Origin of the sequence: Xenorhabdus cabanillasii (assembly GCF_003386665.1) — a bacterium.
GTDB lineage: Bacteria > Pseudomonadota > Gammaproteobacteria > Enterobacterales > Enterobacteriaceae > Xenorhabdus > Xenorhabdus cabanillasii.
Genome location: NZ_QTUB01000001.1, coordinates 623,722 through 646,042, shown reverse-complemented (window position 1 = coordinate 646,042; position 22,321 = coordinate 623,722). Strand labels below are relative to the sequence as shown.

At 42.7% G+C, this 22,321-nt stretch carries 25 protein-coding genes and 11 pseudogenes; 21 read left to right on the top strand and 15 right to left on the bottom strand.

Going from position 1 to position 22,321, the window contains the following annotated elements:
• Positions 1-973: 973 nt before the first annotated feature.
• From BDD26_RS19695 to BDD26_RS03240, 8 genes and pseudogenes are all read left to right on the top strand, one after another.
• Entirely contained in the window at positions 974-1,840 is an 867-nt protein-coding gene (locus BDD26_RS19695; RefSeq protein ID WP_211305445.1) for an IS630 family transposase, read from the top strand.
• Complete coding sequence (locus tag BDD26_RS19690; protein ID WP_211305444.1) at positions 1,789-1,977, top strand: transposase; 189 nt, start codon at positions 1,789-1,791, stop codon at positions 1,975-1,977. Before BDD26_RS19695 ends, BDD26_RS19690 begins: the two co-directional genes overlap by 52 nt.
• A complete protein-coding gene (locus BDD26_RS03270) occupies positions 1,946-2,389 on the top strand; it encodes a hypothetical protein (protein ID WP_115825534.1) in 444 nt (147 codons plus the stop codon). The genes BDD26_RS19690 and BDD26_RS03270 overlap by 32 nt, the downstream gene beginning before the upstream one ends.
• A 527-nt stretch (positions 2,390-2,916) precedes the next feature.
• A complete protein-coding gene (locus tag BDD26_RS03260; protein WP_115825532.1) occupies positions 2,917-3,189 on the top strand; it encodes a hypothetical protein in 273 nt (90 codons plus the stop codon).
• 123 nt (positions 3,190-3,312) lie between these two features.
• Positions 3,313-3,739: pseudogene (locus BDD26_RS19905) on the top strand (transposase); the annotation flags it as partial.
• Between the two features lie 111 nt (positions 3,740-3,850).
• Positions 3,851-4,503: pseudogene (locus tag BDD26_RS03250) on the top strand (IS6 family transposase).
• A gap of 447 nt (positions 4,504-4,950) precedes the next feature.
• Positions 4,951-5,301 (top strand): type II toxin-antitoxin system RelE/ParE family toxin, encoded by a 351-nt coding sequence (locus BDD26_RS03245; protein ID WP_115825530.1) that lies wholly within the window; start codon positions 4,951-4,953, stop codon positions 5,299-5,301.
• Positions 5,302-5,306: 5 nt separating this feature from the next.
• The gene (locus BDD26_RS03240) at positions 5,307-5,609 is read left to right on the top strand and encodes a helix-turn-helix domain-containing protein (protein ID WP_115825529.1); all 303 of its coding nucleotides are present in this window, start codon (positions 5,307-5,309) and stop codon (positions 5,607-5,609) included.
• A 101-nt stretch (positions 5,610-5,710) separates the two neighbouring features.
• Here the strand turns inward: BDD26_RS03240 and BDD26_RS03235 are convergent.
• Both BDD26_RS03235 and BDD26_RS19900 read right to left on the bottom strand, forming a co-directional pair.
• Positions 5,711-6,411, bottom strand: a pseudogene (locus tag BDD26_RS03235) (IS6 family transposase).
• A 62-nt stretch (positions 6,412-6,473) separates the two neighbouring features.
• Positions 6,474-6,900: pseudogene (locus tag BDD26_RS19900) on the bottom strand (transposase); the annotation flags it as partial.
• A gap of 75 nt (positions 6,901-6,975) precedes the next feature.
• Here BDD26_RS19900 and BDD26_RS20725 point away from each other — a divergent pair.
• The gene (locus tag BDD26_RS20725; protein ID WP_368656201.1) at positions 6,976-7,140 is read left to right on the top strand and encodes an HNH endonuclease; all 165 of its coding nucleotides are present in this window, start codon (positions 6,976-6,978) and stop codon (positions 7,138-7,140) included.
• 422 nt (positions 7,141-7,562) lie between these two features.
• On the opposite strand, the gene BDD26_RS03225 is transcribed toward BDD26_RS20725, so the two are convergent.
• Both BDD26_RS03225 and BDD26_RS19685 read right to left on the bottom strand, forming a co-directional pair.
• Positions 7,563-8,024 carry a DUF4279 domain-containing protein gene (locus tag BDD26_RS03225; RefSeq protein WP_038262848.1) on the bottom strand — a complete coding sequence of 154 codons (462 nt, stop codon included), beginning with the start codon at positions 8,022-8,024 and terminating at the stop codon, positions 7,563-7,565.
• Positions 8,021-9,013, bottom strand: a complete 993-nt coding sequence (locus BDD26_RS19685) for a hypothetical protein (RefSeq protein WP_211305443.1) — start codon at positions 9,011-9,013, stop codon at positions 8,021-8,023. The genes BDD26_RS03225 and BDD26_RS19685 overlap by 4 nt, the downstream gene beginning before the upstream one ends.
• Here BDD26_RS19685 and BDD26_RS20455 point away from each other — a divergent pair.
• Both BDD26_RS20455 and BDD26_RS03210 read left to right on the top strand, forming a co-directional pair.
• Positions 9,012-9,964: pseudogene (locus BDD26_RS20455) on the top strand (DNA/RNA non-specific endonuclease). The gene BDD26_RS19685 and the pseudogene BDD26_RS20455 overlap by 2 nt on opposite strands.
• A 21-nt stretch (positions 9,965-9,985) precedes the next feature.
• Positions 9,986-10,321, top strand: a complete 336-nt coding sequence (locus tag BDD26_RS03210) for an immunity protein YezG family protein (protein WP_115825527.1) — start codon at positions 9,986-9,988, stop codon at positions 10,319-10,321.
• Between the two features lie 38 nt (positions 10,322-10,359).
• On the opposite strand, the pseudogene BDD26_RS03205 reads toward BDD26_RS03210, so the two are convergent.
• The 4 genes and pseudogenes from BDD26_RS03205 to tnpA form a co-directional block, all read right to left on the bottom strand.
• Positions 10,360-11,254, bottom strand: a pseudogene (locus BDD26_RS03205) (conjugative transfer ATPase); the annotation flags it as partial.
• Positions 11,230-11,577 carry an IS66 family transposase gene (locus BDD26_RS03200; protein ID WP_244922638.1) on the bottom strand — a complete coding sequence of 116 codons (348 nt, stop codon included), beginning with the start codon at positions 11,575-11,577 and terminating at the stop codon, positions 11,230-11,232. The gene BDD26_RS03200 and the pseudogene BDD26_RS03205, both read right to left, overlap by 25 nt.
• A 33-nt stretch (positions 11,578-11,610) precedes the next feature.
• Positions 11,611-11,964, bottom strand: a complete 354-nt coding sequence (gene tnpB / locus BDD26_RS03195) for an IS66 family insertion sequence element accessory protein TnpB (RefSeq protein ID WP_170140365.1) — start codon at positions 11,962-11,964, stop codon at positions 11,611-11,613.
• A gap of 31 nt (positions 11,965-11,995) precedes the next feature.
• The gene (gene tnpA / locus BDD26_RS03190; RefSeq protein WP_244922637.1) at positions 11,996-12,325 is read right to left on the bottom strand and encodes an IS66 family insertion sequence element accessory protein TnpA; all 330 of its coding nucleotides are present in this window, start codon (positions 12,323-12,325) and stop codon (positions 11,996-11,998) included.
• Between the two features lie 85 nt (positions 12,326-12,410).
• Between tnpA and BDD26_RS03185 the strand changes: the two are divergent.
• The 5 genes and pseudogenes from BDD26_RS03185 to BDD26_RS03170 all read left to right on the top strand — a co-directional run.
• Positions 12,411-12,844 (top strand): annotated as a pseudogene (locus BDD26_RS03185) (integrating conjugative element protein); the annotation flags it as partial.
• The gene (locus BDD26_RS03180; RefSeq protein ID WP_244922636.1) at positions 12,841-13,179 is read left to right on the top strand and encodes a hypothetical protein; all 339 of its coding nucleotides are present in this window, start codon (positions 12,841-12,843) and stop codon (positions 13,177-13,179) included. The pseudogene BDD26_RS03185 and the gene BDD26_RS03180, both read left to right, overlap by 4 nt.
• Positions 13,176-13,334 (top strand): hypothetical protein, encoded by a 159-nt coding sequence (locus BDD26_RS19450; protein ID WP_170140345.1) that lies wholly within the window; start codon positions 13,176-13,178, stop codon positions 13,332-13,334. Before BDD26_RS03180 ends, BDD26_RS19450 begins: the two co-directional genes overlap by 4 nt.
• Positions 13,282-14,025 (top strand): annotated as a pseudogene (locus tag BDD26_RS03175) (conjugal transfer protein TraG N-terminal domain-containing protein); the annotation flags it as partial. The gene BDD26_RS19450 and the pseudogene BDD26_RS03175, both read left to right, overlap by 53 nt.
• 464 nt (positions 14,026-14,489) lie before the next feature.
• A complete protein-coding gene (locus BDD26_RS03170) occupies positions 14,490-14,957 on the top strand; it encodes a hypothetical protein (RefSeq protein ID WP_115825525.1) in 468 nt (155 codons plus the stop codon).
• Between the two features lie 265 nt (positions 14,958-15,222).
• On the opposite strand, the gene BDD26_RS03165 is transcribed toward BDD26_RS03170, so the two are convergent.
• From BDD26_RS03165 to BDD26_RS20720, 4 genes are all read right to left on the bottom strand, one after another.
• Positions 15,223-15,519 (bottom strand): immunity protein, encoded by a 297-nt coding sequence (locus BDD26_RS03165; protein ID WP_115825524.1) that lies wholly within the window; start codon positions 15,517-15,519, stop codon positions 15,223-15,225.
• A 255-nt stretch (positions 15,520-15,774) separates the two neighbouring features.
• Positions 15,775-16,218, bottom strand: a complete 444-nt coding sequence (locus BDD26_RS03160) for a hypothetical protein (RefSeq protein WP_115825523.1) — start codon at positions 16,216-16,218, stop codon at positions 15,775-15,777.
• Positions 16,219-16,249: 31 nt separating this feature from the next.
• Entirely contained in the window at positions 16,250-16,510 is a 261-nt protein-coding gene (locus tag BDD26_RS03155) for a hypothetical protein (RefSeq protein WP_115825522.1), read from the bottom strand.
• Positions 16,511-16,519: 9 nt separating this feature from the next.
• A complete protein-coding gene (locus BDD26_RS20720; protein ID WP_115825521.1) occupies positions 16,520-16,927 on the bottom strand; it encodes an S-type pyocin domain-containing protein in 408 nt (135 codons plus the stop codon).
• Positions 16,928-16,982: 55 nt separating this feature from the next.
• On the opposite strand from BDD26_RS20720, the gene BDD26_RS20715 reads away from it, so the two are divergent.
• From BDD26_RS20715 to BDD26_RS03140, 3 genes and pseudogenes are all read left to right on the top strand, one after another.
• A complete protein-coding gene (locus BDD26_RS20715; protein WP_170140364.1) occupies positions 16,983-17,153 on the top strand; it encodes a hypothetical protein in 171 nt (56 codons plus the stop codon).
• A gap of 224 nt (positions 17,154-17,377) precedes the next feature.
• Positions 17,378-17,617 (top strand): annotated as a pseudogene (locus tag BDD26_RS19885) (IS1 family transposase); the annotation flags it as partial.
• A 99-nt stretch (positions 17,618-17,716) separates the two neighbouring features.
• On the top strand, positions 17,717-18,757 hold the full coding sequence (locus BDD26_RS03140; protein WP_115825520.1) for an IS630 family transposase: 1,041 nt from the start codon (positions 17,717-17,719) through the stop codon (positions 18,755-18,757).
• Positions 18,758-18,799: 42 nt separating this feature from the next.
• Here BDD26_RS03140 and BDD26_RS03135 read toward each other — a convergent pair.
• The 3 genes and pseudogenes from BDD26_RS03135 to BDD26_RS03125 form a co-directional block, all read right to left on the bottom strand.
• Positions 18,800-19,009, bottom strand: a pseudogene (locus BDD26_RS03135) (transposase); the annotation flags it as partial.
• A gap of 81 nt (positions 19,010-19,090) precedes the next feature.
• Positions 19,091-19,192: pseudogene (locus BDD26_RS03130) on the bottom strand (mannonate dehydratase); the annotation flags it as partial.
• 2 nt (positions 19,193-19,194) lie between these two features.
• A complete protein-coding gene (locus BDD26_RS03125) occupies positions 19,195-19,956 on the bottom strand; it encodes an FCD domain-containing protein (RefSeq protein WP_038260469.1) in 762 nt (253 codons plus the stop codon).
• A gap of 725 nt (positions 19,957-20,681) precedes the next feature.
• Here BDD26_RS03125 and BDD26_RS03120 point away from each other — a divergent pair.
• Together BDD26_RS03120 and BDD26_RS03115 are read left to right on the top strand one after the other, a co-directional pair.
• Entirely contained in the window at positions 20,682-21,497 is an 816-nt protein-coding gene (locus tag BDD26_RS03120) for an Ail/Lom family outer membrane beta-barrel protein (RefSeq protein ID WP_115825518.1), read from the top strand.
• A 105-nt stretch (positions 21,498-21,602) separates the two neighbouring features.
• On the top strand, positions 21,603-22,313 hold the full coding sequence (locus BDD26_RS03115) for an Ail/Lom family outer membrane beta-barrel protein (RefSeq protein ID WP_115825517.1): 711 nt from the start codon (positions 21,603-21,605) through the stop codon (positions 22,311-22,313).
• Positions 22,314-22,321 lie beyond the last annotated feature (8 nt).

Sequence of the window (22,321 nt, the reverse complement as noted above, 5' to 3'; positions counted from 1 at the left end):
AAATAAAAAAATACATATTTTTGACATAAATTTAAATAATCACTCAAAATACAACTAAATTATTCTGTTTTTTTATCTTCAAGAAGAAGATGATTTTTTCCTTTGAAATATAAAGGCAATAAATATTCCTACCACTATTAAATAGGTTGGTAATCCCCCTAAAATTATGAAGATTCCTTACTCCTCATAACGCAAGGTCGTGACATTAATTTATTGAATCATATATAGTATGCCTATTTGGAGAACATCCAGATGGCAAAGATTAATGTGATCTGTCCCTCATTGTTGTGCAGTTAAAGAGATCCACCGTAATGGGTGCTCTCGTTCTGGTCATCAACGTTATCTTCGCCAATTCTGCCGTCACCCTTAGCAATCTGAAGAGAAGAGGCGACTGGATAACTCACTCAAGTTCTCTGATAAAAGCACGTCTAGTTACTTATTTGGCGTCACCACAAAAAAACGGAAAAAATTGTACGCCAAAAGCGTGAGGTGTCAGATTGAAGTCATAGACAGTACATCAAAAGTGTCAAGAAATGCGGAAAACGACTCTACTCTGACGTGTTTTCCCTGTTTGGTCTAACGCCAAGTTGAGATATGGTTCAAATTGACACTCATGGCTTAGCTGTTACACTTAGGTACTATTTTTTCCGGATTCTGTAGTTGCCGGTATTTAATCGCTAACTGAACAAAGTGCCCCACACTTTTTTATACTCTCGAAATTTAGGAACAGGGGCATTTTGGCAAACTACTTAATTTCATAAGGCATCTTTATGTATTTATTAGCTGTATTTTTATACCTTATCACAGCAATATTTGTTTCCTTCCAATCTTTGACAACGGTTTTCAGCAGAAATGATGGTAAATTAGAACGTAAAAAAATTGTATCATTGGCATGTATACTAAGTTGATCAGATAAACTATCTGCATTTTGTTATAACAGGCAATACGATAACCTGACTGACAGCTTCCACTCATGAAATCAAATATAGTCCTTTCTGAGCCTGAACGGATCACGTTACAACAACTTGCTTTGAATCATCAGCATCGGGACATCCGTACGCGAGGGACGGGTTTGCTCATGCTGGACAGAGGAATAAAACCGCCCCAGATTGCTGCTGAGATAGGATGCAGTGTCCGGGTTATCTATAATTGGGTTCACGCATGGCATGATTTCGGTATCGCGGGATTATTAGGCGGCCATGTCGGAGGACGGTATCCGGCCATGACGCCTGAAATGATTGCCACGGCGGTCGAAGCCGCCGGCGCAGAGTCCCTGACGTTGGCCCGGATAGCCCGGTGCGTTGAGGCCAGGCATGGTCTCTTGCCCTGTACGCTTGAAACGCTGGCAAGTACCCTGAAAAAGCAGGGACTCACCTATAAACGCACCCGCCTGTCGCTTAAAAAAAAACGCGACGAAACGGAATTTGCTCGCAAATTCGCCTTACTGAGTAAAATTAAGGCTGGGGCCCGGTCAGGCCACTACCGCCTGGTCTATTTTGATGAAGCCGGTTTTGCCGCGTCTCCGCCGGTGCAATACGGCTGGAGCCCACGAGGTAAACCCCATGAAACTGAACCGAAAAAGCATGTCAGACGGTCAGTTCTGGGCGCATTAAATTACACGGACAACAGTCTGTTTTACCAGACGGTGTCAGGCAGTACAACGCGGGCTGACGTGATTGATTTTTTAGAGCAGGTCGCCCAACAGGGGGACGATCGCCTGACATTTGTCGTGTTAGATAATGCGCCTATTTACCATGGGAGAGAGGAAGAAATTCAAAAGCGCTGGTTATGCGAACACAACCTGTTTTATTTTACCTTCCCGCCTACAGCCCAGAGCTGAATCTGATTGAAATCGTCTGGAAGCAGGCCAAGTACCACTGGCGACGTTTCAGCACTTGGACTCAGGAGACAATGGAGAATGAATTAAATACGTTATTGGGCGGTTATGGTAACCGATTTGCAATTAATTTCTCTTGAGTACTTACTTTTCTTCATTTTGACAACGCTATTCCTAAGTTCTCCTTTACTTTCCACAATTATTCTATTGAATGAAGATTCACCAACAAATTTTGGGCATGTCTATGCTGCTAATTCTGTTTGGATGTTATTCGGGGGGAGCATTATAGTTACAGTATTTTCTATACTGTTTTTAGTGAAAGGATGGAAGGCAAAAACGTTATCAAAGATATCTACTGTGTTACCGATTCTGCTATTTTGCATAATAGGTATTGTCTGTGGAATTTCTTCCTATAAGCATTTAAATTTCTTCAGTAATGATGTCTTGGTTCTCCGTTACGGTCTGATTTATAGTCTGGTGAAAGATGTGCAATGCGATTCTCCTGTTATGCTGATTAAGTTGAATAACGATCCTGAAAAGCCTATTGAATGACGTTGCCCAACATCATTAATTTTGAATGAAAGAACTGATCAGCCATTTATGCCGTGGCCGGATTACACAGAAGGAAAGAGTAACGATCTGAATAAATTAATAAAAATACTACATGGACTGAAATAAGTTCAATGACACATAAGAGGAATTTCCCCTTATGTTAGAATTGCATCAATTGACTTCGTTCACTTCGAGGTATTGGTGCTATAATTGGCATCGCTCAGTCCATTTTGGGATTTGTTTTGATTTGGCAATTAATCAGATCGCAAAAATCGGACTGAGTTCCCTTCAAGTGATCTACTATTTTGAAATCTTATTTATTCATAGGAGCATTTTTCTTTGTGAAATTTTGTCATTTTTATCTGAAATAAACAAGAAAACTAAGATTTAATCCTCTAGGTTAAAGATATTGTCCTTTAAAAGGTGTAATTTTTTAGCAAATCATTTTCTTATATATTTTTGTTATAAACTTTGTTTATATATTTTTCTGTATAAATAAAATCAATCTCATAATATAAGGAAAAAATATGAACTGGCTTAGTTATGATTATCTCGCAAGTGTTACAGAGGATTATATTGTTGATCGATTAATTCAATCTCAAACAAGGATAAATAATAAAGGACGAGATTATGAGCAATTGGTGTTACTGCGTTTTTATGCTCAAGCAAATAGCGTATGTGATTTGTGGCATAATTTAGTGATTTTATCTAATCATCAATCTCAGTTACTGAACTTCTCTACGCGATTAGATAAACTTATGCTTGATTTTTCTGAACTCCTCCAGTTGGATAAAGACTAAATTCTATGAAACGCATTCTTCCTTATGTAGCATTTGTCTATGCTAGGAGGGTTGTGTTGTGGCACACTAATTTTGGTCACCATTACAGAGGTGATATTCTTACCTCAATAAAAAATAGGTGACATTATGCAAAGACGTTTTAGTTCAGAATTCAAACTGGAATCCGCACTACTCTGGTGCTTGAACACAACTATTCTATCGCCGAGGCAGCCAGCGTCATGAATGTCAGTAAATCTGCCATGGGTAAGTGGGTTAATCAGTTAAGGGATGAGCGACTGGGACTCTCACCAAAGGCAACGCCAGTCACACCGGAGCAGCTTGAAATCCGTGAATTAAAGAAAAAACTGCAACGCCTGGAAATGGAAAATGAAATCATAAAAAAGGCTACGGCACTCTTGATCTCGGACTCCCTGAACAATTTGCGTTAATTGAACGATTCAGAGTGCATTACCCCGTCGTTTTGCTTTGCCAACTCTTCGGCCTACATCACAGCAGTTATCAAGCCTGGCGAACCCGAAAAAAATCGCCAGACCCCGAACGTGTCCAACTAGGGTTCTGTCGCATTAATGGAACATCAGGTAAACTTCCCGTTTTTTACGCGAGTCCCAAATAATGTCTTTGATTCCGAAAAGCCTTCAAACGCCTCCATTATCCGGTTGGTATCATCGCTCAGTGTGTCCGCTGGTATCTGGCTTACGCACTGAGTTCGCGTAATCCGGAAGAAATAATGGCAGAGCGGGGGATTGCCGTAGATCATTCCACTCTCTCTCGTTGGGTTCACCGTTTAGTTCCGTTGATTGTTAAACGTTACCGCCACAACAAGCCTGCGGTTAGGTGTCGGTGGCGAATGGATGAAACGTATATCAAAGTTAAAGGCCAGTGGAAATACCTCTACCGAGCAGTCGATTCTGACGGCAATACGATTGATTTTTTGCTGACTGCTTATCGGGATAAGCCCGCGGCTCTGCGTTTCTTTAAAAAAGCCATTCGCCAGTATAGTATGGAAAGCCTGACGTGGTCACGATAGATAAAAGCGGTGCCAATAAAGCAGCAGTAGACAAATTAAATCAGGGAAAATCAAAGGATGACGCCATGGTTATCCGACAAAACAAATACCTCAACAATCTGATTGAACAAGATCATCGTGGTGTTAAACGACGAACTCGCCCCATGCTGGGATTCAAAAATTTCAGGCGGGCTCAGACTGTATTGGCAGGGATTGAGTTGGTTAACATGTTGCGTAAAGGACAATATATTCACCCTAGAGAGAAAACCTTATCACCCGCCGCCTTCTTTTATCAACTAACTGCATAAAAGTTAATCAATCCGGCTTTCCTTCGAACTATTATTCTTAACGCGACAGAACCGCCAAGCTGTCTACCCGGCCTCTCTCGTTGATGATGATGAGTTGTGCTTTCCAAGCAATACCGGAAACGAAGCATCAGGCTCTTCCCCAACGCTCTTCATACACCTTGCGTTCCGGTACGCTGACCGCCATTCAGTCCTGGTGGCATTGTAATGACCAAGCCAAGGCTTTCTCAGGAAACACATTCATCGCGCACATTTACAGATTCACTTTATGATACTGTAATGTATAAAAAGGCTCTAAGCAATACTTTCACACGTGAAAGTATTCTAGGTTACATATGACAGCAAGGCTCAAACCTCAGCCAGTTATGAACATAAACCTTCCCTTCGATTTTTCTTGATTATAGGTTTGAATCTATATAGAATCGCACCTATATTAAGTAAGGAGAAATCATGTGGGCCATCAAGACAACCGACACCTTTGATGAGTGGTTCGATGCTCTGGATGACACTGACCGAGCTAACGTGCTGGCTTCAATGATGGTGCTTCGAGATCGAGGGCCGATGCTATCGAGGCCATACGCGGACACGGTGAACGGTTCATCCTACAGCAACATGAAAGAACTGCGGGTCCAAAGCAAAGGAGATCCTCTCAGAGCGTTCTTTGCGTTCGATCCAAAGCGTAAGGGGATTCTTCTCTGCGCCGGTAACAAGACCGGGGACGAGAAACGGTTTTATGAAGTAATGATTCCGATTGCAGACCGCGAATTTGCGGCGCACTTGGATAAATTGAAGAAGGAGTGAACGTTATGGCAAGAACTCTTGACCAAATGCTGGCAGCAGAAAAGCCTGAGGTTGTTGCCGAAGCACAGAAAGCGGCCACTGAGATGTTGCTGAACATCCACCTGGCAGAGCTTCGTGACCTCATGAACCTCACGCAAGGAGAAATTGCTGCTTCTCTGGGTGTGAAACAGCCTACAGTCTCCGAGATGGAGAAACCTGGCCGAGATCTCAAGCTTTCGTCCATTAAGCGCTACGTTGAGGCTTCTGGTGGTAAGCTGCGACTTGATGTGGAGCTCCCGGATGGCACCCACTACGGATTTGCTGTTTAACTCGATACGCCCCGCCCTGGGGCGTATTATTTCTCCTGCTCTTCTTCCGGTTCTGTCGCGTTAAGAATAATAGTTCGAAGGAAAGCCGGATTGATTAACTTTTATGCAGTTAGTTGATAAAAGAAGGCGGCGGGTGATAAGGTTTTCTCTCTAGGGTGAATATATTGTCCTTTACGCAACATGTTAACCAACTCAATCCCTGCCAATACAGTCTGAGCCCGCCTGAAATTTTTGAATCCCAGCATGGGGCGAGTTCGTCGTTTAACACCACGATGATCTTGTTCAATCAGATTGTTGAGGTATTTGTTTTGTCGGATAACCATGGCGTCATCCTTTGATTTTCCCTGATTTAATTTGTCTACTGCTGCTTTATTGGCACCGCTTTTATCTATCGTGACCACGTCAGGCTTTCCATACTATACTGGCGAATGGCTTTTTTAAAGAAACGCAGAGCCGCGGGCTTATCCCGATAAGCAGTCAGCAAAAAATCAATCGTATTGCCGTCAGAATCGACTGCTCGGTAGAGGTATTTCCACTGGCCTTTAACTTTGATATACGTTTCATCCATTCGCCACCGACGCCTAACCGCAGGCTTGTTGTGGCGGTAACGTTTAACAATCAACGGAACTAAACGGTGAACCCAACGAGAGAGAGTGGAATGATCTACGGCAATCCCCCGCTCTGCCATTATTTCTTCCGGATTACGCAAACTCAGTGCGTAAGCCAGATACCAGCGGACACACTGAGCGATGATACCAACCGGATAATGGAGGCGTTTGAAGGCTTTTCGGATCAAAGACATTATTTGGGACTCGCGTAAAAAACGGGAAGTTTACCTGATGTTCCATTAATGCGACAGAACCCTAGTTGGACACGTTCGGGGTCTGGCGATTTTTTTCGGGTTCGCCAGGCTTGATAACTGCTGCGATGTAGGCCGAAGAGTTGGCAAAGCAAAACGACGGGGTAATGCACTCTGAATCGTTCAATTAACGCAAATTGTTCAGGGAGTCCGAGATCAAGAGTGCCGTAGCCTTTTTTATGATTTCATTTTCCATTTCCAGGCGTTGCAGTTTTTTCTTTAATTCACGGATTTCAAGCTGCTCCGGTGTGATTGGCGTTGCCTTTGGTGAGAGTCCCAGTCGCTCATCCCTTAACTGATTAACCCACTTACCCATGGCAGATTTACTGACATTCATGACGCTGGCTGCCTCGGCGATAGAATAGTTGTGTTCAAGCACCAGAGTAGTGCGGATTCCAGTTTGAATTCTGAACTAAAACGTCTTTGCATAATGTCACCTATTTTTTATTGAGGTAAGAATATCACCTCTGTAATGGTGACCAAAATTAGTGTGCCACATCACTCGAAGTGCATCATATCCGCAAATTGAGTGATCTGAACCAACGAGGGAGGAAGGAAAAACCAATGTGGATCAAGCGAATGGCGTCACGACGGCGTAAAACTTTAGTCGTTTGTGTCAAATGTCATGAGGAGATTCACAGGGTTCGGTCTGCCAGACATCGGGAGAGGTGACACTGGAAAGCTGGATGAGATCGAAAGACTCATGTCCGGTTTGGAGAGGGGGGTGCCCGGAAAAGTGCCGTGATAAACGGTAACTCGCTGGCGCTCTACTCTACCGCACGTACGGTTCTTAGGAGGACGGCACTTGGTAACAGGTGTCGTCTATCCGACCCAGAAGCATTATTAATATTGACTCGTACTGGAGCGGTAATTGTCAAGATTGTTGGCCCCCCAGTTAATTTAAGCTGCCTGTTTTTATCGCTCAGGATTCAGCATCATAAGGTTACCGATTAGCGTTGCTAGCGAAGCCGGACAGCTTATTACCCGGCTTGATAAGAATAACTAACGACTAAAAGGATAACCCCAGATTTTTGGCTAAAGTTTTATATTTAATAAGTTGATTTATATGAGCTTCATAAGCCACATCACAACCGTTAATCACCCACGAAATAGATATCAAAAGAGCACTCTAAGCCTAATTCAGACATTGCTTGCATCTGCTCTGGCCACAATGTTGGACCACCATGACCAGCTATAGAACGCCAGACACAGTCGATACCCATTGTCACTCCATCTATATTTTGTAACTGCTTAAGCCCACCAGAAGATGGCATGATTCTATCCAAAATCCAGTTCAAGTGATCTCTAAGATCTTTTGAATTTACATAATTCTCTGAGGACAAGAACCAACCTGATATTTTTATTTCCTTTACTCGCCCCAGTCTATTTACAATCCGTGTCCCTACAATATTTTTTTTAGTTGGTTCTAATAACAGCAAAGAACTCACCTCATCTGGATGTATATTTCCAGGATAAATTAATAATTTAGCATAACATTCATCGCAACTGGGATAATTGGGGGATATTGGGGTTCTTCGAGATGTAATTCTGCTCATTTTAAATAATCTCCTATATTGCCGATAATTTCACCAACCGAATTAATATAATCACCATTATCAAGAATTCGTCCATGGTGATCATTTCTTAAATTATTATCGGCTTTTAGCTCTTCCAAGGCTCTTCCCCACTCTCTTTTATGTAATTTCTCACCAAAATATTTATTTAATCCGTTGGCTGTACTTTGATTCATTGTATTACCGCCACTTTGTAGCACAGCAGGAACTCTACCAGCAACCCCGACACTTGACGTAACAGGTAATGGTAAACCATCTGCATCAACCCACTGGCCATTTGGCAATTGTGCAACGCTTCTGTTGCTTCTTTTTTCTGTTTCTACCAGATTTGTTACTATGTGAGTATCTAACTTATTTTTCTCTAAAAGTGCTCTTGAGGTATTACCTAACTCCTCAGCTAATTTCATTGCACTTTCTTTGCTGTTACCCAATACCTTGACAGTACCAACAGCCAAAAGCCCAGTACCCATAGCTGCTTCAGGAGCAATGGTATCAGCTGTAAAGATAGCCATATTATTTACGCATAGAGCTGGCTGAGTCTTACAAGCTTCAAAAGTGGCACGACCAGCCATAAGCATTTCAGGAGTGCTTCCAATCAGTATATAACCACCGTAAACTGTAGCGTATGCTCCGGCTGAAACGGCAAGAGCAGCGGTAGCCCCATCCTGTCGTGCAGCAACACGTTCTGCAGCAGCTTTATCTCCATTTTTTGCTGCTATCATATCTCTTCCGTTTTCACGGAAGATCTGATCCCACATGTGGTCTGTATAGTTATAACGGTAAACGAGATCAGCGCTGTTAGCCGCACTGTAAACACCTTCTGGAGTACCGCTAATTAATGCACCTGACAATGCTCCAATAACCTGCGCTGTTTGAGCCTTAGTTTCATTGCCTGTAAGCGCTTCTTGAATTTTATGAAATTGTCGTTCAGCTTCATTTTTGTACGTAGGTTCAAATAGCGTGCTTTCCATGACAACCGCTGCCAATTCAGCAGCCAACGCACCAGCAGCAGCCCCTTTCGCATCCCCGCCACCAATTTCTGCTGCGAGGGCGGAAAGAGGGGAAGACACCGCATCTATCCTTGAGAAAGCGCGCACTAAACGGGCAGAGGAGCGAGAATTCGTTAAAGCCGAGTGTCAGGCCAATCCAACAATGTGCACCTTTGCACTTAGCGAATTCGCTAACCAGGCATTAGAATACGCCGATACGTTGAGCGGCAGACTGTATTTTGATAAGAGTGTGATTGCGTTCACATTTGAAGAGACGGCAAAAGATAACGCTATCTTTGAAGAGTATACCAATGGGGCCGGTCAGGCACTGGCGTATGCCCTTAATGGTGCAAAATCTCTGACTGGTGAAGCTCCAAGATTTTCGATGACAGGGAAAGGAATCAGAACGAACATCCATAATCCGCAAGCCAATCAGCACGGCGATTCCTCTAAAGGACCCGTGTATATTGTCGACTCAGGTAAGAAAAGAGCCTGGGATAAACAAATGAACAACCCGGAACCCAATGCGACTTACCATGTGGACGGGAACAAAACCTACCGTACTGACGCCTTAAGCCGGCCGGTTAGCGTTGAAGCGTCATTAACCCTGTCAACTAATGACCGTAACAACTACCAACAGCGCAAAAGGGTCATCAGGGGAATCCGGGCGATGATGGTGGCCATTTAATCGGTTCTATTTTCAATGGACCGGGTGAAAAACTGAATATGGTGCCAATGAATGCTAGCTTAAATAGACATGGTGAATGGCGAAACATGGAAAGAAGCTGGCATGATGCATTAAAATCCGGTAAGACCGTGGATGTAAAAATACAACCAATTTATACTGATGACAGCAAACGCCCGGCCAGTTTTAATGTTACCTATAAAATAGGTGGTGAAGCACCAAGACGAGCCAACTTTAATAATGACTAAAAATGCTTCTGGAAGCAAATAATGAGTTTAGACGATAAGATATATGCCAAAATTGGTCAGCTCCTGTACAATACAGCGCCGGATGATGCAAAAAAAATCATTATGGACGCGCAATTATCCTTAGATGGTAATTGCTGCCAATTTAAATATGATTACATCAATAATAACCATGATAAACATTGGTTTTTACCCGAGGATGGACTCATAGATCATCAATTAAGAGAGCTATTAGTTTCACTCAGGCAATTTTTTGTAGACAACATCCATTCGGAACAACCACCGCATTGGTCAGGCTGTATAGTGACCGTGGATGTGGAAAAAATGAAGCTCAATGTTGACTTCAAATACGAAGACTAACCTGAACGCGATCCCAGCCATAGTGCTGGGAGCTTTCTTTAAAGACTTACCCCCAACTCCCGAACCACATCCATCTTCCTTGCAACCAGAACAGCGGCTTCCAGTTCACTGCACTGATGTTCCCGCATTAACGCCCGCCGTTCCGCTTTTTCTTCTTTTTCCGTCATGCCCAGTGCCAGATACAGGCTCGGCGGCACCACCCGGAACAGCGCCTCAATTTTTTTCGCCAGCACCACGCCTTCGGTATAACTGCGGGGCAGTTTACTGGCAGAGAGCAAGACCGCTTTTTGCTCTTCGGTCAGTTTTTTAAACCGGGCAATCTGTTCCACTTCATCCGGTGGCATAGTCAGACACAGCCACCACTCCGCCATATTCAGCATCTTTTCAGCGGTATCCGGGTAGTCCGCCAGGTTTTGTGTGGCGAGCCACAGCCAGACACCCAGTTTACGCCACATTTTGACCACCTTGGTCATATAGGGGGATAACAGCGGGTTGGTGGTGGTGATATGGCCTTCGTCAATCACCAGTTGCAGTTCGCGGTCTTGATACTGATCCCGTTCGGCGAGATTATTGACTTTGTTAATCAGTGATACCATCGCCAGTGCCATCTGCGCTGAATAGTTCTCCCGCGCCAGTGTCCCCAGATCAATCAGGGCGACATCCACCTCCGGCCACGGCGTACCGGGGCGGTTAAACAACTCGCCCTCAAATCCCTGGGTAAACATTGACATGGCGCTGGCCCATTTCATCGGCCCGTGCCCGCCGGTGGGTGGTGATTAACGGCTGGCCGTGGTCATCCTGTTGATGATTGCGGGCGATGGCATACAGCGCGTTTTGTAAGTCTGATGCCACCATCTGGCGCGACTCGTCAAAACTGATCCGGGCGGCCTGCATAATCGCCTCACGAATTAAGCCCCGATCCGAGCGGGTGATGTGGCACACTGTTTTTCCTCATCGGCGATATCGTGGAACACGGTTTCACGCGGTAAATCTTTGGGCAGGGGTTGGCGTATCGGCTTACGGCGGGGAGACGTGAGGGTTTCCTGTGCGGTGGCGGTTTCAGCCGGCAGCGCAATTTCTTCCGCTTCGTTAAACAACTCCCCTTGCCCGGGGAATGCTTCCGAAGAGGCCCCAAACCGTTTTTGCTGCGCTAAGCGAAACTGTTCTTCTAAAAAGGCCAGCCGCTGCGACTGCTTAATCAGCAGCCGTTTCAGTTCAGTGGGGTCATTGGGCAGGGCATTGATATCGATTTTCATGGGGACATTTTACGCCATCCCCGGCGAAAAAGCTTAATTAATGCCTGTTGGTTTGATGATCATCAAGGGATCAGATGACATGGCAATCCTGTACGGCGAAGGGCTGATGGCCGATGACATCATAACCTGATACAGCCTATGCAGCTGTTGCTCCGTCAGGCTCAGGGAGGGGCTGTTGACGGCGGCAGGCCATTTGAATTTTGCGTTTTCCAGCCGCTTGTACCAGAGGGCAAACCCGGTTTTATCCCAGTACAGGATTTTGAGTTTATCCCGCTTCTTGTTGCAAAAGAGGAATAACGCGGTTTGCGTCGACGACAGTGGCATTTCCAGCCCACCCAGACCGCCAGCCCGTTGATGGATTTTCGGCAGTCGATAAACGGGCGGCACAAATAAACGTCCGGGACATCCACAAACATTTTCATGCGGCGAGCCCCCGGATAATCGCAATGATGACGTGGGTCTCTGTACCGGCAGGGAAACGCAGTGTGCCATACGGTGTTTCAAATAAAATAGGGGGCATGCTGAATGAGGCGGATTTTTCCTGAGCGGCACTGATTTTAATAAAAGCAGACGGGGCAGCCGACCCAGAGGGCTTTTCCTGTGGACGGGAGCCACGTTGGCGGTGGTGATAGAACCGGGTTGTTGAGATACCGATCTTTTGGCAAAACTGGCGAACAGTCAGTTCGGATTTTTTCTGCTGTTCAAACAGGTCCCGCCACTCAGCTTGAGTAAACCAGGATTGGCTCATGTGGGTTTTTTCCATCATAAGAATAGGTGACACTATTTTAATCAGTGAATTCCCTCTGGCTAGGTGGGGTTCCCCGTACGCTTACGAAAAACCGACGGCGGCGAATCTTACCAGACTGAAAACTGGCAGCCTGACGGTGACGCAGGGCGTCATTCAGGCGTTGCAGCGAGACCCGGACAATGCTGCGTTGACCGCGCGTCTGGCCGGGGAACTGGCGATGAGTGAGACCACCGAAACGGCGTTACTGATGCGCCGGATGCTTATCACCGGCATGTCCGAACCCAATGCGGCGGCACAATCGGAAGCGCTGGCGGAAGGTGAACGCCGGATTGCAGCACTGGACCGGGAAATTAGTGCGTTAAAGAATGAAATGGCACTGAAACAGGTGCTGTCCCGTAATTCTATCCTGACCATTATTGAACGGGATACGCAACTCATTAACGCCCATCCACAAAACAGGTACCGGAAAGCCAGGATGCCCGTTTTTCTCAGCTGGAAGCGCACAGGTCAGGCTCATGATGGCAGAGAAACGTTCAGGATTAAGACAAGGCGTTAGGTTATTACTGATTATCGCTATGGTGATGACAGTGACGTTAGCCATCGGCTGGACAGGGATACGTTATCCCGACACCTTGTCTGCCATCAATCGCGGGATGGCAAATTATCAATCGCTCTGGCTGTTGTGGCGATTAAGCCTTTATACGCTGCTGATTTGGGGCGGCCGGAAAATCTGGCAAAGGGTCAAACATCAGGCGGAATACCGCGCAACGCTGAGGCGGGTGATGATGGTCAGCCTGCTGTTTGTCCTGTTGTGTGAATATGCGTTGTCAGTCAGTCAGGGAAGTGTGATATGACCACCAACAGTTATCTGGAATATTTCCTGACCCTGCTCGGCTGGGTAGTGAATAATGGCCTGTGGCACATGCTGATTGCGACCGGATTGTTTACCCTGCCGCTGGTGGTCAGCCGCCCACACCGGTCTGAAAGACCGGGTCCTTGCACAGGCTGATCCGGGGTTGTGGCTGCGTCTGTCCGCGACACTGAAAATACTGGGCAAAGACACACAGGCATATCAGGAAGCAGTGATCCGCCGTCTGGTCAGTCCGGTGAACCTGACCGTTTCTCAGGCAGGGGGGGTGTATGCCAGCTATGGCGGCAGTGCCGATCCCCGTCTTTTGGATGGCGCTAACCGGATCGGTGCCTCCGCCGGGGCATTGCTGGGCGGATTACTCAGTATGCCGATGTTTGATGCCGTGCGACAGGCACTGCCGATGATGCAGGCGGTGATTTTGATGGCGCTATATATCTTAATCCCGTTGCTGCTGTTGTTTGCCGGGTATGAGTTTAAGACCGTGTTCACCCTGACGTTTGTGATTTTTGCCCTGAATTTCCTGACCTTCTGGTGGGAGCTGGCGCGCTGGCTGGACAGTCATCTGCTGGACGCCCTGTACGGCTCAGACACCCACAGTCTGTTTAATCTGGCGGGCATGCAGAACACCTCGGATGATTTGATTATGGGACTGGTGATGGGGACATTGTTTATTGTGCTGCCGATGATCTGGCTGGGGGCACTGGCCTGGGCCGGAGTGCGGATGGGCGATGTGGGGGACATGATGAGCCAGGGCGTGGGGCAGGTCAGACAATCTGCCGGCATGTTCGGTCAGAGGGTGATGCAGAAAGTGTTGTCCAAAGGAAAGTAGGCAAATTAAGCGCTTAAAATTTAGGGGATAGGACGCTATCCCTTAATTGAGTTTGAATTTTATATTTTCCTTTATTTAATCTATTGATAATTGTTTCGATAATTTAAATAAGTCATGTTGTTGTGTTAACAGGGCGAAAGAGTAAAAGACTTATTTTTAATCAAATAGGTAAATAAAATACTAACTAATGCTTTAATAAGACCAGTCTGAGTGATTATTGCTCGAAGGCTGTTTTTTTATATATAGCTAAAGCTCAAAAAACGTTCACGCTTTCGCCCTGTATCAAAATCAAGGATGCCTTCAAAACACCGCAAAGAAAGTCATGTAAAAACAAAATATTGGATACATGTTTTGAAAGACTTAGTTATTAAGATTCTGTATATGAACCATAATATATAGTTAACTTGAGAGTTTATTAATTAATCTAATTCAGACATGATTTACCATTACAATGGAGTCAATTTATGAAAAAAATTAAAGAAACTCATGCCAATTCTTTTGAGGGAGAAGCTAAAGTTATACTGAAATTTGTCCATGCCGTATTACAGGATACTACTTTAGCGCCTCAATGTGACGCTGAGTGCTTTAAAAAACTATCAAGTTTTGGATCAAAGTACGTTGGTTTAAACGTGAACAATAGGTATAACATAAATACAAGGACTGGGATAATGTCTGCCAGCTCGGAGTTTATTCATCCAGGCTTTTCCAGATTTGTAGTCGTTACTCTATCGCCTCTAGGGATAAGTGATACATATGAATTTAGTGGTAGCATAGCGCCAGACATTGATATATTTTTTCGTCTTGATAAAGATTTAAAAAATCCAGTTAGTACATTTTTGATACCAAACAAAGGGCAGGAATATAATTGCGTCATTTCGAGTTCACGTAAATATCACGATAGAATAAGGAGATGGCCGTATAGAAGCGCGTGAATATCATATATTGCCTGCGACAGAGCTGAAGAGCATAAAAATCATGGGCATTTATGCAGCAGTCTCTCCTGTCCAACAATGCTCCATTTCGTCACCTAGTTGTAACGGTTTGCGTTTAAAATCCAGCGGACTAAATATTATGCCTTTCTTAAGCAAAGTTAGACAGATAGACCTTATTTAGGATGGGACATAGATTTAAAAAAAGGAGAAGTACTCACTTCCCCTCTTAAGATTGGTACTTTATGAAAAATATATTTAACTTTATCTATTTTTCAGATTTTCTCTTAAGATATTCTTCATAGATGGCATCATACTTACCTGTTTTCACAAAGTCAGGAGCGACCCAATTAGGTCCTTTTATAGTCTTACCGCTATCACCTTCAGATAGTTTCCCTTTATATATAATCATTTGTAAAATAACACAAATATCTTGATTAGCAATTGCTTCAAATTTATAATAAGTATACATTCTATCCAATGAAGGAAAAGAGGCTGTAAGTGCAAAAAGCATCAGAACATCTTCCACAGGCTCATTTTCAATAATTAATTTCATCATTGACATTAATAACGTCTCCTTTTTGGTAATCCCAGCGAAAATTCCAATAGATCCGTTTTACATTATTTTTATATGACTCATGGAAAAATCACCTGTACATTATTAGTCCTCACACTCTGAGTCTATTTCAATATCTTCAAAGGTATCAGTTATACCGCATTATATTTTAAGCTAATAGAAATAGCAGAGTTTTTAAAACTCTTTATATATCCCTCTGATACGAAACTAATGCCACCTTCTCTGAAGACGGCATTTTAACTTCTAAATTTCTTTTTCTAGTGTTTTATAAAACTCTAGTATGCTATTTAGATCTGTACTCCATTCAGATATTTTTTCACCACTGTCGGTTTTTGTATAACGAGGCTCAATAAAGTCATTGATTCTGTCAGGAGAAAAATTTGGACAATCATCTATAAATAAGGTTTGATTTTGTATAAAAACCTCTTTATCTTTAAAATAAATTATCCATGTAAAAATAAAATTTATATTACTGGGTTCATACATAGAAACCGCTAATGCAGCATGCTCTCTTTTTTGTAGACCTTCTTTAAGAGAATTGTACCAACTTTTTCTATAATCATGTATGTTCCAATAAGTCACTGGCAGATGGAATTCCTCCTTAAAGTCATCAATAATTATTGACGATGGAAGAGCGGCCTCTCCTAGAAATTCAATAACAGAATCTGTTGTTACCATATTAAACATTATTTAATCCTTAATTCTATTTAATTCACTATCATATGTACCCATTCTCTTTTGCATCCGGTATTGGCGTAGACGTGCTATTTCCCCCAATCTCATTCGGATCCTGCTGTGGGTTAACGTAATCGCCATCCCGCCAGTCCCTTTCCTCTGGTATCGGAAGTCCCGGTGTCTGGCCTGTGGCTTGGGGATCCAACACAGCTACTTTGACATTGACGGTAGAATCTTGTGAAACCGATTTACCAATATCCTGCTGCGATAATCCACCGGATGCCGCATTCTGATACCAGACCAATGTCGGCGATTAAGCACCATCTTCCCAAAATTCATACCGATTTAAAGATGCATTATGCTGCACATGGCGGACTTTTACCGGCTCCAGCTTACTCTCTTCACTGGTATGGTATCCCACCGCGGTCAGTTGACCTGTCTGGGGATTTTCCACAAAATGGTAGCGAACCCGTGTTTCCACCGTACCTTTTTTGTCGGCAATTTTCTTTAAGTTTTCATGGCTGAATAAATCATCATCATCGCCATCCCACCAGTTTCGTAGCATCATCCCCAACACATTGACAGACATACTGGCAAGTTGATATTCACGGGTCAGACTGGACTGAATCCCCTCCAGTGTTAGTCTATCATTTTTGGATAACAGCGGTTTTGATTCTTTTTTATGCTCGTTATTCTCCTGATTTACAGCCGTTCCTGCCATTGCAGCCGCTTGTACCGTCAGTAAATGGGAGCGTCTTTATCGTGAAGGGGGTATTATGGCGCTTAACAATAACCCCAGAGGCTGTCCCAAAGTGCCAAAGAAAGCAAAAAATATCCCTGCCTATAAGCTAACAGCACAACCTCCTGAATTTCACACTGTGGAGGAAGAGTTGGAATACCTGCGGGCCTTGATTCAGAAAAAGACCCCGAAACAGCGGACAAGGTAAAAATAATCGCTGAATTAAGGTCTGGCCATCCTCTTGCATTACTCTTGTCCATTGCTGTGCTTCCTCGCAGCACTTTTTACTATCAGGTAAAAATGCATTGTCGTGAGGTCCCTTATGCAGTTGAAAAACAAAAAATTAGAGAGATTTTTCATTATCATAAAGGAAGATAGGGTTATCGCCGGATCACACTGGCCTTGCGCAACGAAGGATACCCTCTTAACCATAAGACAGTACGAAAATTGATGCGTGAAGAACAGCTTGCTTCTAATCTACGATATAAAAAGTATCAGTCATATAAAAAACATCTCACGGGAAAGAAATTTACCCAACGTATCGAGAGAACTCATCTCACTCTTCGTATCCGGATAAAACGGCTGAATCGAAAAACGATAGGTTATTCCAAATCTGAAGAAATACACGATAAAGTGATAGGAACTTTTATTGAACGTGAACATTATTTTTAAATAGCTTTTCAAAATGGCAGGAGTCTCAAAGAAACTCGATCCTAAATTTGCGAAATTTTTGTTCCCAAAACGCAAAATCACAGAAAAAAGGATCGAGTTATGCTTATCATACCACCCACTTCCCGAAATGAACGGCGGCAGATGAAAAAAATCGTTCAAAAAACACCTGATAAAAATTATGCACGCCGGATCATGGGGATACTTCTACTGTGCAAAACACATTCTGTTCCTCAAGTCGCTGGGATACTTTGCTGCGCCGAATCTTCCGTTTGGCGTTGGCTGAAAAAGTTTAGAGAACAAGGATGGGCCGGCTTGCAGAGCTTACCCGCGGGGCGTCATATTCAGTGGCATTTAGCCCGTTATCTGCCTCTCTTCTATTATTTTTTAGAGCACGCTCCCCAACAGTTTGGCTATATCGGTTCTCGTTGGAGTCTTGCATTTTTTGTGTTTTTACTCAGAAAATATCTGCATATTGCACTTTCCATCAGCACACTTTACCGTTACTTCTGCAAACAAGGCATTGTCTGGCGGCGGGCGGCACCGACATTAAAACAACCGGATCCCGAATATGACGAAAAAATGGCGCGTATTGCTGAGGCACTTTCACGGGCTTCAGAGAAACACCCCGTTGTTTATGAAGATGAAGTGGATATTGATTTTAACCCTAAAATTGGCGCTGACTGGTACTTTAAAGGTCAGCAGAAACGGATTGTGACACCGGGTCAAAATCAAAAATATTATTTTGCCGGTTGCCTTGATGCCCAAACAAGAAAGGTCGTATCTACGGGTTACACGAGGAAAAACTCAGATTTATTTATCAAAATGTTAGAAGCATTGAAACGCGCATATCGTGATGCAGAAACGCTGAGCGTGATTTTAGATAATTACGGTATCCATAAAAGTAAAAAGGTCAGAGAATGGCTGTCGAATAATCCCACTGTGACGCTTCTCTTTCTTCCGGTCTACTCGCCTTGGTTAAACAAAATAGAACGGTTATGGCAATCACTTCATGAAACGGTGACACGCAATCATTGTTGCCAATTTATGTGGCAGCTTATTCGTAATGTGAAAATTTTTTTGAAAAGGGCTTCGTTAATGGCTTGGAAAGCAATGAGAAATATAAGAGTCTCACCATTATGACAAACTATTTAACACCAAGATCTAACTATTTAATACATGATCTCTTTTCTTCAGTTCACGTATTTCAAGCTGTTCCGGTGTGATTGGCGTTTCCTTTGGCAATTGGCCCTGCCGTTCATGTCTTAACTGACTTACCCATTTTCCCATGGCAGACTTGCTGACACTCATTGCTCTGGCCGCTTCGGCAATAGAGTAGTTTTGATCAAGCACCAGTAACGCTGCTGCCCGTTTAGATTCTGAATTAAAACATCTTTACATTGCGTCACTTATTTTCATTGTTGAAGTGAGAGTATCACCTCTATAACAGTGACCAAAATTAGGGTGCCACATCAGAATATGGTGAAGTGCGGAAACAATACCTGTTGCTGTGGCTTGCCTGGCATCGCTTAAAGAAACAGGATCACCCAGTCCGTACCAACGCCAGGTATATTCTATCACTATTTATCTTTCGCTGATTCAAAAATAGTTTGATAAGGGATCGTTTCAAACAAATAACCATCAAAATGGGGATCATCAAAATCAGAGAGCACCATCAGCGTATTTTTTACATTCTCCAAATGTTGCCACATCTCTTTTCTTGCCAACTCAGGATCACGTCGCTGTAATGCATTCAAGATATTTTCATGATCAGTAAGCCACTGTTTACGATAGCTTATATCTTCTATATGCTCATGTAGCTTGTCCCACATAGGGCTGTTAAGGCGGGCAGACCATATTTCTTCGATAACTTTCGCCATCATGTCGTTTTTACTTGCTCTGGCAATCAGGATATGGAATTTATGGTCATTCTCCTCACCACTCTCATTCAAATTGACTTTCTTACGTTCTTCTTCAAGTAATGCCCGAATTTCCTGGATATCTGCTTTGGTTGCAGAGATGGCCGCGCATGCAGCAATGGCGCTTTCGATCACCTGACGCGCCTGCAATATCTCAAATGGGCCGTGGTCATTATTTTTTGCCTCGTTAGCAATCAGGTCCGGGTGGTTAATGATATACACCCCTGACCCTTTCTTTATTGAGACAAGATTTTCTATCTCAAGCATGATCAGAGCTTCACGGACCAACGAGCGGCTTACCGCATATTGTTTCGCAATTTCACGCTCTGGCATAAGACGGCTTCCTATTGGATATGCGCCAGACACAATGAGTTCTTTTAACTGCTGACCTAAGTACCGGTACGAACGATATTGATTATCCATAGCTAATTGACAACTTTGCAAAATTAAATTGAATTCTTCAATTGCAGAGTATATTTCAATCAAAAACATGGTCAACCAATTTTACCATTACCCTGCTATATAAAGATGATACTTTTGTAACCTGTCATGATTCGCGCTGTTTTCAACCATTATAATTTATTTTTACGGTTGATAGGGTGAAAAAAAACAATTTGGATGACCAATTTGAAATATAATACTTAATTTATCAACCAATATTAAACCACTTTATCCAATAAAAGCTTTCCCAGAACCAACCCGCGTAGTTAAAGGATGCAGAATGAAAGCCATTGTGATTAAAGAACCCAATAAATTAGTGATTGAAGATGTGCCAGCCGTAACTGTCAATGACTGGCGTTAATCGAATGTTTAAAAATACTGGATTCAATACGTATCCATATGAAACAAGGCAGTCATTTCGATTATCTGGTACTCGGTATCGGTAACACCCATTTTATCAGTAAAATAACCGGGTTTTATTTGTCACTCAGTAATCAGGGAGAAAAACACACAAATAAAAAAAGCATCAAAAGAATGCACTACGAATTATTATTCAACCTAAGTTATTAAAAATAACACTCAATATTTTAAAAATAACAAAAAATACAAATACATTAATATTAATAACTTAATTGGAAATTTTCATTTGCATATTCTATAAATTATCTATACTTGGTTCAGCTAATAAACATTAAAGGTATATAATCATGGTAACAAAAAAAGCGCTTCTAATGACGTTGGCTACGTCCTGCCTTATATATGGTTCATTAGCCAATGCAAATTCACATACTATAGGAATAGGGTATGCGAAAAGTAAGATAGCCAAAGTAACAAAACTTCAGGGAGTTAATGTTTACTATCGCTATGAGTGGGATTCTCCAATCAGTATTATTGGAACATTCACCTATATGAGGGGAGATGATTCATTACCAAGTTTTCTGGATTATCACAACTCACAAGCCCTGACGAGGATAGCGGTGAACTCTGAGTGTCCAGGTAGTATGTCTTCTAATTGTTTAAAGAATATATTAAAGAAATACTCTGGGCCGGAAACTGAAAAACCTGATGCGAAATATTTCTCTCTAATGCTAGGACCTGCTTATCGTATAAACGATTATGTAAGTATATATGGTTTACTGGGTATTTCGCATACATCATTCAATGCAAAACGATGGACAGATAGTTATTATCTAAATCACCATTTTTTAACAACAATACATGATACGATTTTTTCTCGGGGAATAAATACATATAACTATAAACAGGCGGGGAAACATGTGTCTATTCAGGTTCCTCAAAAAACAAATAATATTGCCTATGGTGCCGGTATTGAAGTTAATCCCGTTAAAAATATCAGCCTTTATTTCAATTATGAAGGCTCCATAACGAAATACCAGAAAATGTCAACTGACCCCTTTGCATATGAGGCCTTTGCTAACGGCAGAAATGGGCCATATGATACAAAATCAGCCAAAACTAAGTTAATACACGGATTTAACATTGGAATAGGATATAAGTTCTAATTAGAAAAACATAAATCGCTATGTGAATAAAATAAACAACAGTTTTTTCATATTTTATAAATCACCTATAATTAGATCAGTTAACAATATGAAAGGTCTCTCATCATGGTAACGAAAAAAGCGCTTCTAACAACTTTAGCCTTATTCAGCTTTATGTATGGTTCATTAGCTAATGCTGATACACATACCATAGCTGCTGGGTATGCAAGAGGCAAGATAACCAAACCTGCTGACAAAATTAATCTTAATGGATTTAACATTCATTATCGCTATGAATGGGACTCCCCAGTCAGCATAATTGGTCAGTTTACTTATATGCAGGGTCGTGGAGACAGGAGTTTTTGGTTTAATAATCAGAGCATTAAACCTGTTGCGCCTACATATTCTAAGGCAAGAAATTCATATAGAACAAAATATTTCTCCCTAATGGCAGGTCCAGCTTACCGCATAAATGATTATTTGAGCATTTATGGCTTACTTGGTATTTCTCATGTAACATATCATATAAGTGCCCCCTTTGGAGTGAGTGATAATATTAATAATATAGATTCTTCGACTGGACATGTAGGAACATGGCAAGGCCTCAATCCCGATATGTCCTATCAACAGATTGATAACAAGCATAATACTAAGTTTTCTCTGCGCACTAATAATATTGCCTATGGTGCTGGTATTGAAATTAATCCCGTTAAAAATATCACTCTTTACCTCGCTTATGAAGGTACACTGTCAAAATTTACTGACACAATTCCATATGGTGAGGGGACAAACAATTATATTAATGGATTTAATGTTGGTATTGGATATAGATTTTAAATAAAAAT

Bases quoted from the DNA above. Each gene is read 5' to 3' on its own strand.
- BDD26_RS19695 (WP_211305445.1), top strand. From the start codon at position 974: ATGAAATCAAATATAGTCCTTTCTGAGCCTGAACGGATCACGTTACAA.
- BDD26_RS19690 (WP_211305444.1), top strand. From the start codon at position 1,789: ATGCGAACACAACCTGTTTTATTTTACCTTCCCGCCTACAGCCCAGAG.
- BDD26_RS03270 (WP_115825534.1), top strand. From the start codon at position 1,946: ATGGTAACCGATTTGCAATTAATTTCTCTTGAGTACTTACTTTTCTTC.
- BDD26_RS03260 (WP_115825532.1), top strand. From the start codon at position 2,917: ATGAACTGGCTTAGTTATGATTATCTCGCAAGTGTTACAGAGGATTAT.
- BDD26_RS03245 (WP_115825530.1), top strand. From the start codon at position 4,951: ATGTGGGCCATCAAGACAACCGACACCTTTGATGAGTGGTTCGATGCT.
- BDD26_RS03240 (WP_115825529.1), top strand. From the start codon at position 5,307: ATGGCAAGAACTCTTGACCAAATGCTGGCAGCAGAAAAGCCTGAGGTT.
- BDD26_RS03225 (WP_038262848.1), bottom strand. From the start codon at position 8,024: ATGAGCAGAATTACATCTCGAAGAACCCCAATATCCCCCAATTATCCC.
- BDD26_RS19685 (WP_211305443.1), bottom strand. From the start codon at position 9,013: ATGGAAAGCACGCTATTTGAACCTACGTACAAAAATGAAGCTGAACGA.
- BDD26_RS03210 (WP_115825527.1), top strand. From the start codon at position 9,986: ATGAGTTTAGACGATAAGATATATGCCAAAATTGGTCAGCTCCTGTAC.
- BDD26_RS03200 (WP_244922638.1), bottom strand. From the start codon at position 11,577: ATGAAAATCGATATCAATGCCCTGCCCAATGACCCCACTGAACTGAAA.
- tnpA (WP_244922637.1), bottom strand. From the start codon at position 12,325: ATGAGCCAATCCTGGTTTACTCAAGCTGAGTGGCGGGACCTGTTTGAA.
- BDD26_RS03180 (WP_244922636.1), top strand. From the start codon at position 12,841: ATGATGGCAGAGAAACGTTCAGGATTAAGACAAGGCGTTAGGTTATTA.
- BDD26_RS19450 (WP_170140345.1), top strand. From the start codon at position 13,176: ATGACCACCAACAGTTATCTGGAATATTTCCTGACCCTGCTCGGCTGG.
- BDD26_RS03170 (WP_115825525.1), top strand. From the start codon at position 14,490: ATGAAAAAAATTAAAGAAACTCATGCCAATTCTTTTGAGGGAGAAGCT.
- BDD26_RS03165 (WP_115825524.1), bottom strand. From the start codon at position 15,519: ATGTCAATGATGAAATTAATTATTGAAAATGAGCCTGTGGAAGATGTT.
- BDD26_RS03160 (WP_115825523.1), bottom strand. From the start codon at position 16,218: ATGTTTAATATGGTAACAACAGATTCTGTTATTGAATTTCTAGGAGAG.
- BDD26_RS20720 (WP_115825521.1), bottom strand. From the start codon at position 16,927: ATGGCAGGAACGGCTGTAAATCAGGAGAATAACGAGCATAAAAAAGAA.
- BDD26_RS20715 (WP_170140364.1), top strand. From the start codon at position 16,983: ATGGCGCTTAACAATAACCCCAGAGGCTGTCCCAAAGTGCCAAAGAAA.
- BDD26_RS03140 (WP_115825520.1), top strand. From the start codon at position 17,717: ATGCTTATCATACCACCCACTTCCCGAAATGAACGGCGGCAGATGAAA.
- BDD26_RS03125 (WP_038260469.1), bottom strand. From the start codon at position 19,956: ATGGATAATCAATATCGTTCGTACCGGTACTTAGGTCAGCAGTTAAAA.
- BDD26_RS03120 (WP_115825518.1), top strand. From the start codon at position 20,682: ATGGTAACAAAAAAAGCGCTTCTAATGACGTTGGCTACGTCCTGCCTT.
- BDD26_RS03115 (WP_115825517.1), top strand. From the start codon at position 21,603: ATGGTAACGAAAAAAGCGCTTCTAACAACTTTAGCCTTATTCAGCTTT.